Genomic DNA, 15,805 nt, shown 5'->3' on the forward strand with positions numbered 1-15,805 from the left:
CCGCCCGCAGGTGCCATCCGGCGTCCCGTGGCCGCTCGGCGAAACTGGCTTCTCCGCCGGCCGCGACGGGGATGTATGACCGACGGCCGCGACGACACGGACCGACCGACCCGAGTCGGCGGCGACTCCAGCGAGGAGGCCGGCCCGGAGCCCGACGCAGAAGCCGACGTGGGAACCGATTCGGAGGCCGACCCAGAGACCGACGCGGAGAACGGGACGGATTCGCCGTTCGACGGAACCGCCGGGATGTGGCTCGCGGTCGGTGTCGGCGTCGGCGCCGCGGTCGGTGTGGCGACCGGCGACCTCGGAATCTGGGTCGGCGTCGGGGTCGCCGTCGGCGCCGCGATGGCCGCCGCTTCCTCGAACCTGGGCGAGGACTAATCCGGCGCGAACCGCGGTCACAGAGCGGTCTGCGCCGGTCCGCTAGAACGAGTTCTTGATCTTCTCGAAGAAGCCTTCGCTGACCTCGATGTGTTCGCCGCCGGCCTCGGCGAACTGCTTGAGCGCCTCGCGCTGCTCGTCGTTCAGGTCGTCCGGCGTGGCGACCTGCACCTGGACGTAGAGGTCGCCGCGGCCGCGGCCGCGGAGCCGCGGCATCCCCTTCCCCTGCAGCCGGAACGTCTCGCCGCTCTGCGTCCCGGCGGGCACGTCGAACTCGACGGCGCCGTCGAGGGTGTCCAGCGTGACGGTGTCGCCGAAGACGACCTGCGGGAACGACACCGGCTCGGTGAGGTGGAGGTCGTCGCCGTCGCGGTCGAACCGGTCGTCTGACTCGACGCGGACGTCGATGAGCAGGTCGCCGTCGCGCGCGCCGCGTTCGCCCGGCGCGCCCTCGCCGTCCATGCGGAGCGTCTGGCCGTCGCGGATGCCGGCCGGGACGTCGACGGTCAGCGTCGACTCCTCGCGGGTGACGCCGGTGCCGCCGCACTCCGAGCAGTCCTCGGAGTACAGTTCGCCCTCGCCCTCACAGCGCGGACACGCCGTCGCCTGCTGGACGCGGCCGAGCGGCGTCTGCTGCACCTGCGTCACCTGCCCCTGCCCGTTACACTCCGGGCAGGTCTGGACGTCCGCGTCCGGCGGGTGGCCCGCGCCGTCACACTCCGAACAGCGCGTCGGCCGCGCCGCCGTGAACTCCTTCGTGACGCCGTCGAACGCCTCTTCGAGCGAGATTTCGAGGCTCGTCCGCAGGTCCTTCCCGGGCCGCGGGCCGCCGCGGCCCCCGCCGCCGCCGAAGAACTCCTGGAACAGGTCGCCGAGCCCGCCCATGCCGCCGGCGCCGCCGCCCATGCCGCCACCGCCGCCGAACGGGCCCTGTCCGCCCATGCCGCCGGCGCCGCCGCCGACGCCGCCGCGCTTTTCGGCCTGCTCGAACTGCTCGTGACCCATCTGGTCGTACGCCTGCCGCTTCTCCTCGTCCGACAGCACCTCCTTCGCCTTCTTGACCTTCTTGAACTTCTCCTCGGCGTTCGGGTCGTCGCTGACGTCCGGGTGGTACTCGGTCGCTTTCTGCCGATACGCCTGCTTGATCTCGTCCTCGGAGGCGTCCCGCGAGACCCCCAGTACCTCGTAGAAGTCCTCGCTCATTCAGTATCGTAGTATAGACCGTTCGGAGTATTTGAAACGCGTGGCTTGGCGGCCGACGGCGACCGTCTCCCGTGGACCGCGCCACCTGGCTTCGAGGGAGCGCAGTGGAATCGGAGCCGTTCGGCCGGCTTACTCGTCGTCTTCGTCGTCGTCGACGTCTTCGAAGTCGGCGTCGACGTACTCGTCGTCGCCCTCGCCGGCGTCGCCGCCCGCTGCACCGCCCGGGCCTGCCTGGCCGCCCATGCCGCCCATGCCGCCGGGGCCGGCACCGCCCGCTGCGCCGCCCGCGCCGCCCGGACCGGCCTGCGCCTGCTGGGCCTCCTGCTGGTACATCTGCTTGCCGATCTCCTGGAGTTCGTCGCTGAGCTCCTCGGTCGCCGCCTCGAGTTCGTCGGCGGTCGCGTCCTCGTCTTCGAGCACCGCCTCGACGTCCTCGATTGCGGCTTCGACGTCCGCTTTCACGTCGTCGTCGACGTTCTCCTCGTTCTCCTCGAGCAGCGTCTCGGCGCGCTGCACCGCGGACTCCGCCTCGTTGCGGGCCTCGATGCGCTTCCGGCGCTGTTCGTCCTCCTCGGCGTGCGCTTCGGCCTCCTGCTGCATCTCCTCGATCTCCTCGTCGCTGAGGCCGGCGCCGCCCTCGATGGTGATGGACTCGGCGTTGCCGGAGCCCTGGTCCTCCGCTTCGACGTTGACGATGCCGTTCTCGTCGATGTTGAACGACACCTCGATCTGCGGGGTGCCGGCGGGCGCCGGCGGGATGCCGGTCAGCTGGAACTCGCCGAGCAGCTCGTTCTCCTCGGCGATTTCGCGTTCACCCTGGAAGACGCGGACCTGCACCGACGTCTGGTTGTCGGCGGCGGTCGTGAAGATCTTCGACTCCTCGGTCGGGATGGTCGTGTTCTTCTCGATGAGCCGCTCGAACAGGCCGCCTTTCACCTCGATGCCGAGGCTGAGCGGCGTCACGTCCAGCAGCACGAGGTCGTCGACGTCGCCGGAGAGCACGCCGCCCTGAATCGCCGCGCCGAGCGCGACGGCCTCGTCGGGGTTGACGTTCTTCTTCGGCTCGACGCCGAGCAGCTCTTCGACCTTCGCTTGGACCTGCGGCATCCGGGTGGAGCCGCCGACCAGAATCACTTCGTCGATGTCGCCCTTGTCGTAGCCGGCGTCGTCCAGCGCCTGCTCCGTCGGCCCGACGGTGCGGTCGATGAGGTCTTTCGTGATCGACTCGAAGGTGGCGCGGGTCAGCTCGGTTTCGAGGTGGACCGGGCCGGAGTCCGTCGCCGTGATGAACGGCAGATTCACCGTGGTCTGCTTCCGCGAGGAGAGCTCGATTTTGGCCTCCTCGGCGGCGTCTTTCAGCCGCTGGAGCGCCTGCCGGTCCTCGCGGAGGTCGATGCCGTGTTCGTTTTCGAACTCGTCGGCGAGGTGGTCGATGATGGCCTGGTCCCAGTCGTCGCCGCCGAGGTCGTTGTCCCCGTTCGTCGCGACGACCTCGTAGACGCCGCCGCCGAGGTCGAGCACGGAGACGTCGAACGTGCCGCCGCCGAGGTCGTACACGAGGACGGTCTGGTCGGACTCGTCGTCGAGCCCGTACGCCATCGCCGCCGCCGTCGGCTCGTTGACGATGCGTTCGACCTCGAAGCCGGCGATTTCGCCGGCGTCCTTCGTCGCCTGCCGCTGCTTGTCGTTGAAGTAGGCGGGCACCGTGATGACGGCGCGTTCGACGTCGTCGCCGAGGTACTCCTCGGCGTCCCGCTTGATCTTCTGGAGGATCATCGCCGAAATCTGCTCCGGCGTGTACTCCTCGTCGTCGATGTCGACGGTGTACCCCTCCTCGCCCATGTGGCGCTTGATGGACTGGATGGTCCGGTCGGGGTTCTGCACCGCCTGGTTCTTCGCCGGCTTCCCGACGAGCCGCTCGCCGTCGTCGGCGAAGCCGACCACGGACGGCGTCGTCCGGTCCCCTTCGCCGTTCACGATGATTTCGGGGTCGTCACCCTCCATGACCGCGAACGCCGAGTTCGTCGTCCCGAGGTCGATCCCGAGAATCTTGTCGGTCGCCATGTTGTCCTGTTCTACGCGGCCGGACTCCGTTAAACGTTACTAGACAGGGCCGCACACGGCCGACAGCTACCTCGACGCCGTACTGCGATTTCGGGTTTCCCGCCGAATCGGAGTGGCAACGCTTATCACGAACCGCGGCGCCAGTCGCCGCGTCCGGTCGCCGTCGGTGCGCGTTCGCGGAATCGGTACTTACGCGTCGGCGACGTCGTCGAGGTCGGCGAGGAACCGGTCGAGGACGGCTTCCCGCCCGGTCGACGCGAAGAACTCGTGGCCGCCGTCGTACAGCCGGATTCGGTCCGCGGGAGCCCGGTCGCCGATGGCGTGCACGTCGACGACGCGGTCGCTGAGCGAGCAGTGCACCGCGCTCCCCTCGCGGAACGGCGGCAGCGACGCCTGCGCCGCCCGGACCGCGTCGAGCCACGCCGGCGACGCGCCGCGGTCGGCCGCCGTGTCCTGCGTCTCCGGCTGGAGGTCGCCGATGAGTTCGGGTTCGTGCTCCAGCGGGACGACGCGGCGCGACACCGGGAGCGTCGCCAGTAGCGGGACGAGCAACCCGGCCGCGCCGGACGTCTCCAGCCCCCAGAACGGCGACGAGTAGACGCGGGGGTCGTCGCCGGGGACGTGCGCCAGCGTCAGGCCGCCGAGGCTGTGGCCGGCGCAGGCGTCCGGGTCGACGTCGTCGCGGACGCGGGTCAGCGGCTCCGCGTAGTCGCGGGCGAAGTCCGTTCCGTTCTCCGGGACCACCGCGGCGTGAACGGTCCAGCCGGCGTCGGCGAGGCTCGACAGCAGCCAGTCGACCGTCTCGTGGCCGGGCCGGTTCCCCCACCCGAGCGCGAACAGCAGGTCGCGGTCGCCGTCGCCGCGGACGTGGACGTCCATCTACGAGTCGCCGTCGCTCACCGTCACCTGCGCGGCCTCGATGACCTTCCCGGCCATCTCGTAGCCCGGCTTGTACACCTCGGCGATGGTGTCGGCAGGCTGGTCGGCGTCGACGCGCATCAGGACCTCGTGCCGCTGCGGGTCGACCTCGTCGCCGAGGTCCGGGTCGATGACGGAGACGCCCTCCTCGTCGAACACGCGGTCGAACGACTCCAGCGTCGACTCGACGCCGGGCCGGATGTCGGCGTCTTCGTCTTGGTCGAGCGCCCGGACCAGGTTGTCGCGCACCTCGGTGAGCCGCGTCACCAGGTCCTCGGTGGCGCGCGCTTTCTGCTGCTCCTGCCGCTTTTTCGCGCGCTTCTTGTAGTTCTCGAAGTCGGCTTTCGTCCGCGACAGGCTCGACTTCAGCTCCTCGACGCGCGCCTCCGCCTCCGCGGCGCGCCGCTCCATCTCTGCGACGTCGCGCGCGAGCGCCTCGTCGTAGTCGGCGACGCGGTCAGCCAGCGCCGGTTCGGCGTCGGCCGCCGGCTCTCCCGACGCACCGTCCCGCTGCTCGTCGGACGCCTGCTCGGCGGGGTCCGCTTCGGCCTCTTCGCTCATACCCGTCCAGACACGTCGCGGAGAAATACGGGTTGCGGATTCGCCGCCCGAGCCGCACCGCCCGGTCTCCGCTATTCGCCGCCGTGCGCCTCGTGGACGTCCCGGAGTTCGTCGATGTGCCGCCACAGCAGCGACACCGCGGCGTCCGCGTCCATGTACCCCTGCTCGTACTCCTCGCGGACCGTTTCGGCGTCGGCGAGGAACGCCGAAACCGCCGCCGTCAGCTCCTCGTCCGCGGGGACGTCCTCGGCCTCGTCGTCTGCGGCGTCTGCGCCGGTGTCGTCGGAGCGTCGACTCATAGCGGTGGCTTGTTGCTCCACCTACCTCGGTGTTGTGCCCGAACGGCCGGCGGTGCGCCCGACCCGGGCCGAGGAGCCGAGACGGGGCGGCGACCAGAGTACATTTCTGCCGCGGCGACTCACGGCCACGTAGTGACCGTCGTGCTGCGGTTCGAGGACGGAACCGTCGTCGTCGACGGCGACGTGCAGTCCGCGCTGAGCGACGTGCCGGACGTCGAAGCCGACCCGCGGAGCGGCGTCGTTCGCGCGCCGGCGGGCCGGTACCGCGCGGTTCGGGACGCGCTCGCCGACGCCGGCGTCGACGTGGACGACCGCGTCGCCGTCGCGGACGACGACCGGCTGGAGCTGACGCTGCGGTACGACCTGCGCGACTACCAGCAGGACGCGCTGGACGCGTGGCGCGACGCGGGCGACCGCGGCGTCGTCGAACTCCCGACCGGGAGCGGGAAGACGGTCGTCGCGCTCGCGGCGATGGCGGCGCTCGGCGTACCGACGCTCGTGGTGGTGCCGACCGTCGACCTGCTGACGCAGTGGCGGCGCGAACTCGAATCCGAGTTCGACGAGCCGGTCGGCCAGCTCGGCGGCGGCGAGCAGCGCGTCGAGCCGCTGACCGTCGCCACCTACGACTCGGCGTACCTCCGCGCCGACGACGTCGGCGGCGACTTCGGCCTCGTCGTCTTCGACGAGGTCCACCACCTCGGCGGCGAGGGCTACCGCGACATCGCGCGGCTGTTCGCGGCGCCGGCGCGGCTCGGCCTGACCGCGACGTTCGAGCGACCCGACGGGGCGCACGAGGTCGTCGCCGAACTGGTCGGCCCGGTCGTCCACCGGCTCTCCGCTGACGACCTCGCCGGAGACCACCTCGCGGAGTACGAGGTCCGCCGCGTCGAAGTCGACCTCTCGCCGGCCGAGCGCGACCGCTACGAGGAGGCTCAGGGGACGTTCGTGGACTACGTCCGGGACGCCGGCATCACGTTCCGGTCCGGCTCGGACTACCAGGAGCTGGTGAAACGCTCCGGGAACGACCCGCGGGCGCGCGAGGCGCTGCTGGCGAAACAGCGCGCCCGCGAAGTCATGATGAACGCCGACGCGAAAGTCGAGGAGCTGGCGCGCATCCTCTACCGGCACCGAGACGAGCGCGTCATCGTCTTCACGGCCCACACCGACCTGGTGTACCGGCTCTCGGACCGATTCCTGCTGCCGGCGATAACCGCGGAGACCGGCGCCGCCGAGCGCCGCGAGATCCTCGACCGGTTCCGCGACGGCGAGTACAGCCGCGTCGTCGCCGCGAACGTCCTCGACGAGGGCGTCGACGTCCCGGACGCGTCCGTCGGCGTCGTCATCTCCGGCAGCGGCTCCGAACGCGAGTTCACCCAGCGGCTCGGCCGCATCCTCCGGCCGGGCGACGACGGCGCGAAGACCGCGACGCTGTACGAGCTCGTCACCGCCGAAACCGCCGAGGAACGAGTCGCGGACCGCCGGCGCTGAACCCGGCTCCCGCCCGGCCGCGACGACTCTGGACGACCCGCGACGCCGAACTCACTCGATGGTGACCTGGAGCGACCCGTCCTGCTGGAACTTCGCGTACGACAGCGACGTTTCGAGGACGACGGTGACGCGCTCGCTCGCGCCGACCGTCACCTGCTCGCTGGCCGAGTCTTCGGCGCCGCTGGCCGAGGCCGTCGCGACGACGGTGCCGGTGCGCTGCTCGCCGCTCCGGTTTTCGACCGTGACGCTGACGTGGAGGTCGCCGTCGTCGGACTCCACGTCGGTGAAGTCCGCGACGACCAGCCCGGAGCCGGAGACGACGGTCGACTCGGGGGAGCGCGGCGGCGTCTTCGGGCCGGACGGCGCGGCGCTGTTCGTACAGCCGGCGGCGACGCCGAGCCCCGCGACGCCGGCGACGCCCTTGAGCAGTCCGCGGCGCTTCATACCCGCGAATCAGCCGCCCCCGCCATGAGCCTTGTCCATCCTCCGTCGGTCCCGTGTGTTCTGTCCGCCTCCGCACCGTCGCGGCTTTACGCCGGGGTCGCCAACGGCGGGTGTGCTGCGGAAGGACCTCCTGCGCGTCTCTCGTCGCGGCGGCTACCGCCCGGAGTTCGTCCGGGGCGACCCGGACGCGTCGGCGCTGGCCGCGCGAGTCATCGGCGTGTATCAGGGCCACGTCGGGGAGCCGCGTCGCCGCCTCACGGCGTCGCTGGAGGCGCTCGAACGGGAGGCGGACGACTTCAAACTGGTCCGGGGGTTCGCGGCGCTGCTGGAGCGGGAGGCGACGTTCGAGACGTCGGCGTCGCTGCCGCCCGAGCGCGCCCGCCGCGCCGCGTTCACCGCCGCCGAAGAGGTCGGCGTCGTCGACGAAGCGGACCGGGAGGCGGCGCTGTCGCTGGCGGCGGACCGGCTCGGCGTCGACGCGGCCGCCGTCGAGTCGTCGCTGTACGCCGACCGCGATCCGAACCAGGTGCTCGCCGCCGTCGACGTCCGCTGGGACCCCGCGTCGCTGTGTGAACAGTACGACCTGTCGCTCGCGCAGACCGCGCTGTTCGACGCCACCGAGGTGCGCGTCCGGTCGAGCGACCCGAAGGCCGTGGTGTCGGCGGTGAAGCGGCTCGGGCTGCTGTACGAGATTCGTCGGCCGGCCGACGACGCCGGCGCGGAGCCGGTCGCGGCCGGCGACGACGCGGCGTCGAACCGCGAGGTCGTCGTCACCGGCCCGGACGCGCTGTTCCGGCGGACGCGCCGGTACGGCACGGCGTTCGCGCGGCTGCTCCGCACCGTCGCGTCGACGGCGGCGACGTGGGAGCTGACGGCGACAGTCGACGACCGCGGCCGCGAGTACACGATGACGCTGACGGACGACGACGTGTCGGTGCCGGGCGTCGAGCCGCTGGCGGAGCCGTCGTTCGACTCCGGCGTCGAGGCGGAGTTCGCGGCGCGGTTCCGCGCGCTCGACCTGGACTGGGACCTGGTCCGGGAGCCGGAGCCGCTGGCCGTCGGCACCCGCGTCATGATTCCGGACTTCGCGTTCGACTACCGGCACGCCGACTTCCGCGTGTTCTTCGAGGTGATGGGGTTCTGGACGCCGGCGTACGTCGAGAAGAAACTCGGCCAGCTCGCCGGCGTCGAGGACGTCGAACTGGTGGTCGCGGTCGACGAATCGCTCGGCGTCGGCGAGGAAATCGCGGCGCGCGACCACCGCGCAGTCACGTACTCCGGGTCGGTGCGCGTGAAAGACGTCGTGGACGTGCTCCGCGAGTACGAAGCCGACCTGGCCTCCGAGGTGACCGCGTCGCTCCCCGCCGAACTGACGCCGGACGCCGACGTCGTCGACGCCGACGAACTGGCCGCCGAGTACGGCGTCCCGACCGACGCCCTCGACGACGTCGCGTTCCCCGAACACGAACGGGTCGGCGGCGCGCTCGTCAGGCCCGCCGTGCTCGACGCCGTCGCCGCCGAAATCGCCGACGGCGACGACTTCGCCGACGCGGAAGCCGCACTGGAGGACCGCCGCATCAGCGACGCGTCGGCGGCGCTGTCACGGCTCGGCTACCGCGTCGCCTGGGACGGCCTCACCGGCGGGACGGTCCGCGCCGTCGACGGCGACGAGTGAGAGAACGGGGTTCGGCTCGGTCGTCGTCTTCGTTCAGTCGTCCAGTTCGGGGAGGTCTTCCTGGTAGCCCTTCGGGACGACCGACCTGAGTTCGTCGTAGAGGTAGAGGCCGACGCCGATGGGTTCGGCGTCGCCGGCGACCTCGTGGGTCGCGATGAGGTAGCCCCAGTCGCCGTCCCACTCCGGGAGGTCCTGGTCGTGGCCCGCCGCGAACGCCGAGGCCTGGCCGGGCGACAGTTCGATGACGTTCTTCGTCGCGAGCCGCCCCCAGCGCTGCGCCGCCGTCGTCGTCGGCTTCCAGTGCTCCTGCCGGGTGCGGAGGAACGTCATGCCGACGCCCTCGCGCTCCTGCGGCGACGGCAGGTCCGCGGCGAACGCCCACAGCTTTCCGGCGCCTTTCTCCCAGAAGGTGTAGTCGTCGAACGTCTCCGGCGGAATCCCGAACCGCTCGTCCCACCACTCCAGCACCGCCTCGCGCGTGGCGCGCCCGTCGACCTCGCGGTCGGCCGCCGTCGCGGGAAGCCGGTCGAACTGCTGGCCGTCGTTCTGCTGGCCGTCGTTCTGCTGGCCGTCGTTCTGCTGGCTGTCGTCCTGCTGGCCGCCGCTCTGCTGGCCGTCGTCGGTCATCAGGCGCCCACCTCCAGTTTCGCGACGAAGAAGCCGCCGGTGTCGTTGAGGTGCGGGTAGACGCGGTGGGCCTTCGCGACCTGGTCGTCGTACTCGTCGTCCTGCCACTCGGTGACGCCGGGCCGGGAGTCGAGCGGGCAGTCCCAGTCGGCGACGCGGCAGTCCTCGGCGTCGAGCACGTGGTCGAGGACGGCCTCGTTCTCCTCGGGCGCGAACGTGCAGGTGGAGTAGACGACGGTGCCGCCGGGCTTCGTCGCCTGGACGGCGCGGGCGAGAATGCCCTTCTGGATGCCGCTGACCTCCCGGACGTGCTGGAGCGTCCACTGGTCGAGCGCGTCCGGGTTCTTCCGAATCGTGCCCTCACACGAGCAGGGCGCGTCCACGAGCGCCGCGTCGAAGGCGTCGAAGTCGAAGCCGTTCAGCGAGTAGTTCCGGGCGTCTTGGTGGTCGACGACGAGGTTCGTGACGCCGAGCCGTTCGGCGTTGTGCCGGAGCGCCGAGATGCGGCCGAGGCTGGTGTCGTTGCCGACGAGGACGCCGCGGTCGCTCATCAGCGCCGCGAGGTGGCTCGTCTTCGACCCGGGGGCGGCGCAGGTGTCGAGCACGCGGTCGCCCGGCGCCGGGTCGACGGCGAGCGCCGGGAGCGACGACACCTCCTCTTGGCCGTGTATCCAGCCGTGCGCGTACGGCCACGTCGTCCCCGGCGACCGGCTGTCGAGCCGGAAGACGCCGCGGTGCCAGTCGGCGCGCTCGTAGCCGACGCCCTCCTCGTCGAACGCGGCGGCGACGCGGCCGGCGTCGGCTTTGATGTCGTTGACGCGGACCACCGACGGGAGCGGCCGGTCGCACGCCGCCCGGAACGCCGCCTCGTCGTCGACCAGCGGCGCGTACCGGTCCAGCGGATTCATGGCGAAGCGTTCGTCGGCGCTCCGGTAATCGGTTTCGAACGCGGCTCGTCGGCCGCGACCCGCGGTGGAGCGACCGAACAGGGGGCGGCCGGGGCGGCGTCAGACACGGCCTTCGCCCGCTCCGCCGTCAGAGGCCGACGAACCCCTGTACGTGACTGACTAGCACTCCGCAGATGTGGGTGAGTTGACTTGTCGGACAGTCGTCGGACAGACGGCCGTGTAACCAACTCCCAATGGGCCGTGGTCTGTGGGTTCGAGGCTGTCTGACGGACGCCGTCTGACGCCGGCTGCTGTTCGGTGGCAGTCCGGCGGCTGTTCCGTGGCTGTTCGGCGGTTGTCGAGCGACCGTTCGGTGGGCGGCCGGTGACTGGCGTACGTTTACGGTCGCTCCGCGCTCACTGGGGGTATGGCGCACGTAGACGTCGTTTCGGACGCGGACCTGCACGAGCCGGTGCTCGTCGAGGGGCTCCCCGGAGTCGGGCTCGTCGGGAAAATCGCGGTCGACCACCTCGTCGACCAGCTCGACATGGAGCACTACGCGAACGTCCACTGCGAGGCGCTCCCGAAGGCCGCCGCGTACGGCGGCGGCGACTCGACGCTCCGCACGCCGGTCCGGCTGTACGCCGCCCCGGAGGCCGACCTGCTCGCGCTCCAGTCGGACGTGACGGTGTCGCCGGACGCCGCCGCCGAGTTCGCCGGCTGCATCGCCGACTGGTTCGCGGAGGCGTCGGTGACGCCGCTGTACGTCGCCGGCCTGGAGCGCGACGAGCCGTCCGACGGCGCCCCGCGACTCCGTGGCGTCGCCGCCGGCGAGGGGGACGCGGTGCTCGACCGCGTCGGGGTTTCGGCGCCGGACGAGCCCGGCATCGTCTCGGGGCCGGCGGGCGCGCTGCTCAGCCACGCGCTCGCGACCGACCAGACCGCCGTCGGGCTCGTCGTCGACGCGGACCCGAAGTTCCCCGACCCGATTGCGGCCCAGGCCGTCCTGGAGGCCTGCGTCGAGCCGATTGCGGACGTCGACGTCGACAGCGACCGCCTGGAGTCGCAGGCGACGCAGATTCAGCGGGCGAAAGAGCAGTTCGCCGAGGAGGTCCACGAGGACGGCGAGAACGCCTCGCGGGCGCACCGGCTCCGGATGTACCAGTGAACGCCCCGCGTCGCCGTCGCGTGTCCGACACGTCTCCGCCCGTGAGATTCGACGGGTATATCCCTCGGTGGTTTCGACGGTGAGTCGATGAGAGCCGCCGAGTCCGGCGCCGGCCCCGGAGCCGGGGAGGTCCGCCGTGGGTAGCCTCAGCCTCGACGCCGTCGAAAAGCGGTACGCCGAGACGGCGGCGCTCGACGGCGTCTCGCTCGCCGTCGAAGAAGGGGAGTTCTTCACGCTGGTCGGCCCCTCCGGCTGTGGGAAGACGACGACGCTCCGGGTCATCGCGGGGCTGGAACCGCCGACGGCGGGAACCGTCCGGTTCGGCGGCGACGACGTCGCCGACGTGCCGACGGAGGAGCGCGGCGTCGGCATCGTCTTCCAGAACTACGCGCTGTTCCCGCACATGACCGTCCGCGAGAACGTCGCCTACGGCCTCCGGTTCCACGACCCGCCGGCGGACCAGTCGGTCGACGAGCGCGTCGCGGACCTGCTCGACGTCGTCGACCTCGCCGGGATGGGCGGCCGCGAACCGGACCAGCTCTCCGGCGGCCAGCAGCAGCGCGTCGCGCTCGCCCGGGCGCTCGCCCCGCAGCCGGAGGTGCTGTTGCTCGACGAGCCGATGTCCGCGCTCGACGCGCGGCTCCGCGAGGAGCTCCGGCGGCAGGTGAAGTCGATTCAGGCCGAACTCGGCGTCACGACCGTCTACGTCACCCACGACCAGGCGGAGGCGCTCGCCGTCTCCGACCGCGTCGCCGTGATGAACGACGGCCGCGTCGAGCAGGTCGGCACGCCGCGGGAGGTGTACCGCGAACCGGCGACGCAGTTCGTCGCGTCGTTCGTCGGCGAGAACAACCGGTTCGCCGGCGTCGTCACCGGCGCCGACGGCGCGGACCGCGACGGCGGCGAGCCGCGTCCGACTTTCACGGTCGACGTCGACGGCACGTCGTTCCGGGTCGCCGCCGACCGAGTGGACGGAGATTCCGACGGCGACACGGCTCCGTCCGTCGGGGACGACGTCGTGTTCTACGTTCGGCCGGAGGCGCTCGACCCGGTGGCGTCGGACAACCGGTTCACGGTCGCCGTCGAGACGACGGAGTTCCTCGGCGAGGCGACGCGGCTCCACGGGGCGTGGCGCGGCCGCGACGTCGTGGTCCGGGGCGACCCTGACGCCGACGTCGACGTGGACGAACTCGCGGTGGGGTTCGCGCCGTCGGACGCCGTCGTCGTCGCGCAAGATTGACCGTCTCCGCGGCCGCAGCCCCGGCCGTGATTACGCTCGCTTCCGACTTCGGGACGCCGTACCCGGCGGCGATGAAGGGCGTTTTGCTCTCGCGGACGGACGCCAGACTGGTCGACGTCGCCCACGACTTTCCGCGGCAGGACGTCCGCGCCGCGGCGTTCTGGCTCCGCGAGACGCTGCCGTACTTCCCGCCGGCGACGCACCTCGTCGTCGTCGACCCCGGCGTCGGCACCGACCGCGCGGCCGTGGTCGTCGAAGCCGGCGGTCACCGGTTCGTCGCGCCCGACAACGGCGTCGCCGTTCCCGCCGCTCGCCGAATCGCGTCCGCCGACCGGCCGACCGACACCGCCAGCCGCGACGGCGACACCGATGCCGACGCGCCGTTCTCCGTCTCCGAAATCGAGTACGACGACGCCGAGACCGCGTCCACGACGTTCCACGGCCGCGACGTGTTCGCTCCCGCCGCGGCCGACGTCCACGACGCGGACCGCGTCGGCGACGTGGCGCGCTGCACTCCGACCGACGACTGGGTCGACCTGCGGTTCCCGGAGCCGGCTGTCGACCGCGACGGCGGCGTCGCCGTCGGCGAAGTCCTCGTCGTTGACGGCTTCGGCAACGTCGTCACGAACGTCCCCGGCGACGTGCTGGCCGACGCTGACGGGTCGACCGTGGCGGTCGGCGGCGAACCGGCCCCGGTCCGGGACGCGTACGCCGCGGTCGGCGTCGGCGCTCGACTCGTCACGGTCGGCAGCCACGGCAACGTCGAACTCGCCGTGAATCAGGGCCGCGGCGACGACGCCTTCGGCGTCGGCGTCGGCGACGAGGTGCGGCTGGCGTGGTGAGTCGGCGTCACGAGCGGATGGCGTCCGAGACGGTCGGCGCCGTCCCGTACACCGATTCGAGCAGCCACTTCGCCTCGACGTACCGGGCGACGTCGGAGGCGACCCACGACAGCTTCGGGTCCTCGTCGAGGTCGGTGAACTCGCTGTCGGCGTATCGAACCAGCCGATCGTACTCGGCGGCCTCGTGCCGTTCGAGGAGCCGATGGGCGTCGTCGCGCCGCCACCGGGTCGCCGCGTCGACCGCGTCGCTCCGAATCCCGGCGACGCGGTCTGCGGTCCGTATCGGCTCGTAGTCGTCGCGCTGCATCGCCGACTTGAGGCCGTCGTAGGCCGTGACGGCGACGAGCCGGCTCTGGGCGGCGACGACGGCTCGCGCCGGCTCGCCGTCCCGCCGGAGTTCCGCGGCCCAGTCGTCGTCTGCGGCGTCGAAGTGGAGGCTTTCGAGCGCCCACGCCGACGGGGTTTCGCGGAGCCGCTTCGGAATCCCGGCGGGCGTCCGGGACGTCGGCGCCCGGGTGTTCGCGGCGTCGACGAGCCGCTCGCTCGCGACCCGGAACCGCTCTCGCAGCGTCGTCGCCGCCGACAGCGACGCCCGGTATCGGTCGGCGACGTACGCGGCGTCGTCGACGGAGGCGCGGGCGCGCTCGACCAGTCCGGCGACGGCGCCGACCGCGAGCACGCTCGTCTCCGCGCGGACGTCGCCCTGGACTGCGTCCGTGAGCGCCTCGTCGGCGCGGCCGAACAGTTCCTCGACGAGCGCGTGGACGACCAGCGCGGCGGCCGGGTCGCCGCCGGCGTACCGGTGGTCGTCGCTGGCGGCGTCGAGTCGGTCGCGTACCGGCGCGGCTCGCTCGGCGGCCCGCTCGGCGGTCAGGTCGCCGTCGATGGCCGCCCAGGTGCCACGTGCCTCCGCGGCGCACTCGCGGGCCCGTCGCGCCGCCGCCATCGCTTCACGGCGAGTCCGGGCCGACGCGGCGTCCTCGATTCCGGCGCGCGCCTCGTCGCGGACCCGCGCGAGCCGCTCGCGGACGACGCCGTTCGGCACCTGCGCCTCGGTGAGCGACGCCGGGACGTCCGCGAGCAGTTCGCGGGCGCGGGCGACGGCGTCGTCGAGGTGTGACTGTTCGACGCGGACGGGGAGCGGCCGGAACACGCGCGGCGGCGACGACGACACCATCTTCCGGAGGCGGTCGGCGTCCAGCCGCGGCTCGGACTGCAGCGGGTTCTCGACGCCGCCGCAGCCGGCGAGCGCGGCGGTGCTCGCCGCGCCGACGGCACCCAGAAGCCCCCGGCGCGTCACCGCGGTCTCCGGTTCCGAGTCGAGCCGCCGGTCGCTCCCGGTCATCTGTCTGCCTCCGTCGACGCGGTCTCGCTGCCGTTCCGGAGCCGTTCCGGGACGTGACACTCGCCGCTCGACACGGACGAGCCGTAGCCGCGAAGCTGTTCGTGGTCGAGCGCCGCGGGGAGCCGGATGAGCACCGCGGCGGCGTCTTCGGCGTCGGCGGAACACGCGGCGTCGTACGGCCGGAGCTGTCTCGCGTAGCTCGTCTCGATTTCGTCGCGGCTCCACGCGACGTAGCAGAGTTCGCGGCGGTAACACTCCGGGACCGAAAACCCCTCCACCCAGACGGACTCCGAGGAGAAGTCGGTCTCGTCGATGAACCGGCGGGCGCCGTCGCGGCCGTCGACGGCGGCGAACTCGACGCGGTCGGCGCGGCTTCGGGAGTCCACGAGCAGGTAGTTCCGGTGGTTCTCGGGCGTCGCCCCGCCGTCTTCGGTGGTCTCGTCGCGGAGCCAGACGAGCGGGTCGGGCGCTGCCGCCCGGAGACGGTACGTCGGCGGCGACGCGTCGGCGTTCGGCTTCCCGGGGCGGGCCGCCACTGTCGGCGTCGGGCTGTCGCGCGACTCGGCGCCGCAGCCGGCGAGCGCGGCTGCGAGGCCCGTGGTTAGCCCTGCGGCTGTGCGGAGGGCGCGTCTGCGGGTGAACGGGGGCATTCGTCGTCGGACC

At 72.1% G+C, this 15,805-nt stretch carries 16 protein-coding genes; 6 read left to right on the forward strand and 10 right to left on the reverse strand.

Features of this window, described 5'->3' with window-relative positions:
* Nucleotides 1–75: 75 nt before the first annotated feature.
* A complete protein-coding gene (locus ACQUS7_RS08095) occupies nucleotides 76–381 on the forward strand; it encodes a hypothetical protein (protein WP_435146210.1) in 306 nt (101 codons plus the stop codon).
* 42 nt (nucleotides 382–423) lie between these two features.
* Here the strand turns inward: ACQUS7_RS08095 and dnaJ are convergent, their stop codons facing one another.
* From dnaJ to ACQUS7_RS08120, 5 genes are all read right to left on the reverse strand, one after another.
* Nucleotides 424–1,584, reverse strand: coding sequence for a molecular chaperone DnaJ (gene dnaJ, locus ACQUS7_RS08100; protein ID WP_435125887.1), 1,161 nt, complete (start codon nucleotides 1,582–1,584; stop codon nucleotides 424–426).
* A gap of 129 nt (nucleotides 1,585–1,713) precedes the next feature.
* Entirely contained in the window at nucleotides 1,714–3,648 is a 1,935-nt protein-coding gene (gene dnaK / locus ACQUS7_RS08105) for a molecular chaperone DnaK (RefSeq protein WP_435146213.1), read from the reverse strand.
* Nucleotides 3,649–3,837: 189 nt separating this feature from the next.
* On the reverse strand, nucleotides 3,838–4,527 hold the full coding sequence (locus tag ACQUS7_RS08110) for an alpha/beta hydrolase (RefSeq protein WP_435125891.1): 690 nt from the start codon (nucleotides 4,525–4,527) through the stop codon (nucleotides 3,838–3,840).
* Entirely contained in the window at nucleotides 4,528–5,127 is a 600-nt protein-coding gene (locus ACQUS7_RS08115) for a nucleotide exchange factor GrpE (RefSeq protein WP_435125893.1), read from the reverse strand. It abuts the gene before it with no gap.
* Nucleotides 5,128–5,198: 71 nt separating this feature from the next.
* Nucleotides 5,199–5,426, reverse strand: a complete 228-nt coding sequence (locus tag ACQUS7_RS08120; protein ID WP_435125896.1) for a hypothetical protein — start codon at nucleotides 5,424–5,426, stop codon at nucleotides 5,199–5,201.
* Between the two features lie 132 nt (nucleotides 5,427–5,558).
* Here ACQUS7_RS08120 and ACQUS7_RS08125 point away from each other — a divergent pair, with 132 nt between their 5' ends.
* Nucleotides 5,559–6,914, forward strand: coding sequence for a DEAD/DEAH box helicase family protein (locus ACQUS7_RS08125; RefSeq protein WP_435146216.1), 1,356 nt, complete (start codon nucleotides 5,559–5,561; stop codon nucleotides 6,912–6,914).
* A gap of 51 nt (nucleotides 6,915–6,965) precedes the next feature.
* Here the strand turns inward: ACQUS7_RS08125 and ACQUS7_RS08130 are convergent, their stop codons facing one another.
* Entirely contained in the window at nucleotides 6,966–7,358 is a 393-nt protein-coding gene (locus tag ACQUS7_RS08130; RefSeq protein WP_435125900.1) for a hypothetical protein, read from the reverse strand.
* Nucleotides 7,359–7,470: 112 nt separating this feature from the next.
* Between ACQUS7_RS08130 and ACQUS7_RS08135 the strand changes: the two genes are divergently transcribed.
* Nucleotides 7,471–9,033, forward strand: a complete 1,563-nt coding sequence (locus ACQUS7_RS08135; protein ID WP_435146218.1) for a DUF790 family protein — start codon at nucleotides 7,471–7,473, stop codon at nucleotides 9,031–9,033.
* A gap of 33 nt (nucleotides 9,034–9,066) precedes the next feature.
* Here the strand turns inward: ACQUS7_RS08135 and ACQUS7_RS08140 are convergent, their stop codons facing one another.
* Entirely contained in the window at nucleotides 9,067–9,660 is a 594-nt protein-coding gene (locus ACQUS7_RS08140) for a DUF7122 family protein (RefSeq protein ID WP_435146220.1), read from the reverse strand.
* Nucleotides 9,660–10,568, reverse strand: a complete 909-nt coding sequence (locus tag ACQUS7_RS08145) for an RsmB/NOP family class I SAM-dependent RNA methyltransferase (protein WP_435125907.1) — start codon at nucleotides 10,566–10,568, stop codon at nucleotides 9,660–9,662. Before ACQUS7_RS08145 ends, ACQUS7_RS08140 begins: the two co-directional genes overlap by 1 nt.
* A 406-nt stretch (nucleotides 10,569–10,974) precedes the next feature.
* On the opposite strand from ACQUS7_RS08145, the gene ACQUS7_RS08150 reads away from it, so the two are divergent.
* From ACQUS7_RS08150 to ACQUS7_RS08160, 3 genes are all read left to right on the forward strand, one after another.
* The gene (locus ACQUS7_RS08150; protein WP_435146222.1) at nucleotides 10,975–11,715 is read left to right on the forward strand and encodes a proteasome assembly chaperone family protein; all 741 of its coding nucleotides are present in this window, start codon (nucleotides 10,975–10,977) and stop codon (nucleotides 11,713–11,715) included.
* Nucleotides 11,716–11,851: 136 nt separating this feature from the next.
* Nucleotides 11,852–12,955, forward strand: a complete 1,104-nt coding sequence (locus ACQUS7_RS08155; protein ID WP_435146224.1) for an ABC transporter ATP-binding protein — start codon at nucleotides 11,852–11,854, stop codon at nucleotides 12,953–12,955.
* Nucleotides 12,956–12,981: 26 nt separating this feature from the next.
* Nucleotides 12,982–13,797, forward strand: coding sequence for an SAM hydrolase/SAM-dependent halogenase family protein (locus ACQUS7_RS08160; protein ID WP_435146226.1), 816 nt, complete (start codon nucleotides 12,982–12,984; stop codon nucleotides 13,795–13,797).
* Nucleotides 13,798–13,804: 7 nt separating this feature from the next.
* Here ACQUS7_RS08160 and ACQUS7_RS08165 read toward each other — a convergent pair whose 3' ends face one another.
* Together ACQUS7_RS08165 and ACQUS7_RS08170 are read right to left on the reverse strand one after the other, a co-directional pair.
* A complete protein-coding gene (locus ACQUS7_RS08165; RefSeq protein ID WP_435146228.1) occupies nucleotides 13,805–15,142 on the reverse strand; it encodes a hypothetical protein in 1,338 nt (445 codons plus the stop codon).
* Nucleotides 15,139–15,792, reverse strand: coding sequence for a hypothetical protein (locus tag ACQUS7_RS08170; RefSeq protein ID WP_435146230.1), 654 nt, complete (start codon nucleotides 15,790–15,792; stop codon nucleotides 15,139–15,141). The genes ACQUS7_RS08165 and ACQUS7_RS08170 overlap by 4 nt, the downstream gene beginning before the upstream one ends.
* Nucleotides 15,793–15,805: the final 13 nt, after the last annotated feature.

This window comes from Halobaculum sp. P14, assembly GCF_051195155.1.
In the GTDB taxonomy this organism is placed as follows: Archaea; Halobacteriota; Halobacteria; order Halobacteriales; family Haloferacaceae; genus JBNTKA01.

Bases quoted from the DNA above. Each gene is read 5' to 3' on its own strand.
- ACQUS7_RS08095 (WP_435146210.1), top strand. From the start codon at position 76: ATGACCGACGGCCGCGACGACACGGACCGACCGACCCGAGTCGGCGGC.
- dnaJ (WP_435125887.1), bottom strand. From the start codon at position 1,584: ATGAGCGAGGACTTCTACGAGGTACTGGGGGTCTCGCGGGACGCCTCC.
- ACQUS7_RS08115 (WP_435125893.1), bottom strand. From the start codon at position 5,127: ATGAGCGAAGAGGCCGAAGCGGACCCCGCCGAGCAGGCGTCCGACGAG.
- ACQUS7_RS08165 (WP_435146228.1), bottom strand. From the start codon at position 15,142: ATGACCGGGAGCGACCGGCGGCTCGACTCGGAACCGGAGACCGCGGTG.
- ACQUS7_RS08150 (WP_435146222.1), top strand. From the start codon at position 10,975: ATGGCGCACGTAGACGTCGTTTCGGACGCGGACCTGCACGAGCCGGTG.
- ACQUS7_RS08110 (WP_435125891.1), bottom strand. From the start codon at position 4,527: ATGGACGTCCACGTCCGCGGCGACGGCGACCGCGACCTGCTGTTCGCG.
- ACQUS7_RS08130 (WP_435125900.1), bottom strand. From the start codon at position 7,358: ATGAAGCGCCGCGGACTGCTCAAGGGCGTCGCCGGCGTCGCGGGGCTC.
- dnaK (WP_435146213.1), bottom strand. From the start codon at position 3,648: ATGGCGACCGACAAGATTCTCGGGATCGACCTCGGGACGACGAACTCG.
- ACQUS7_RS08145 (WP_435125907.1), bottom strand. From the start codon at position 10,568: ATGAATCCGCTGGACCGGTACGCGCCGCTGGTCGACGACGAGGCGGCG.
- ACQUS7_RS08140 (WP_435146220.1), bottom strand. From the start codon at position 9,660: ATGACCGACGACGGCCAGCAGAGCGGCGGCCAGCAGGACGACAGCCAG.
- ACQUS7_RS08120 (WP_435125896.1), bottom strand. From the start codon at position 5,426: ATGAGTCGACGCTCCGACGACACCGGCGCAGACGCCGCAGACGACGAG.
- ACQUS7_RS08170 (WP_435146230.1), bottom strand. From the start codon at position 15,792: ATGCCCCCGTTCACCCGCAGACGCGCCCTCCGCACAGCCGCAGGGCTA.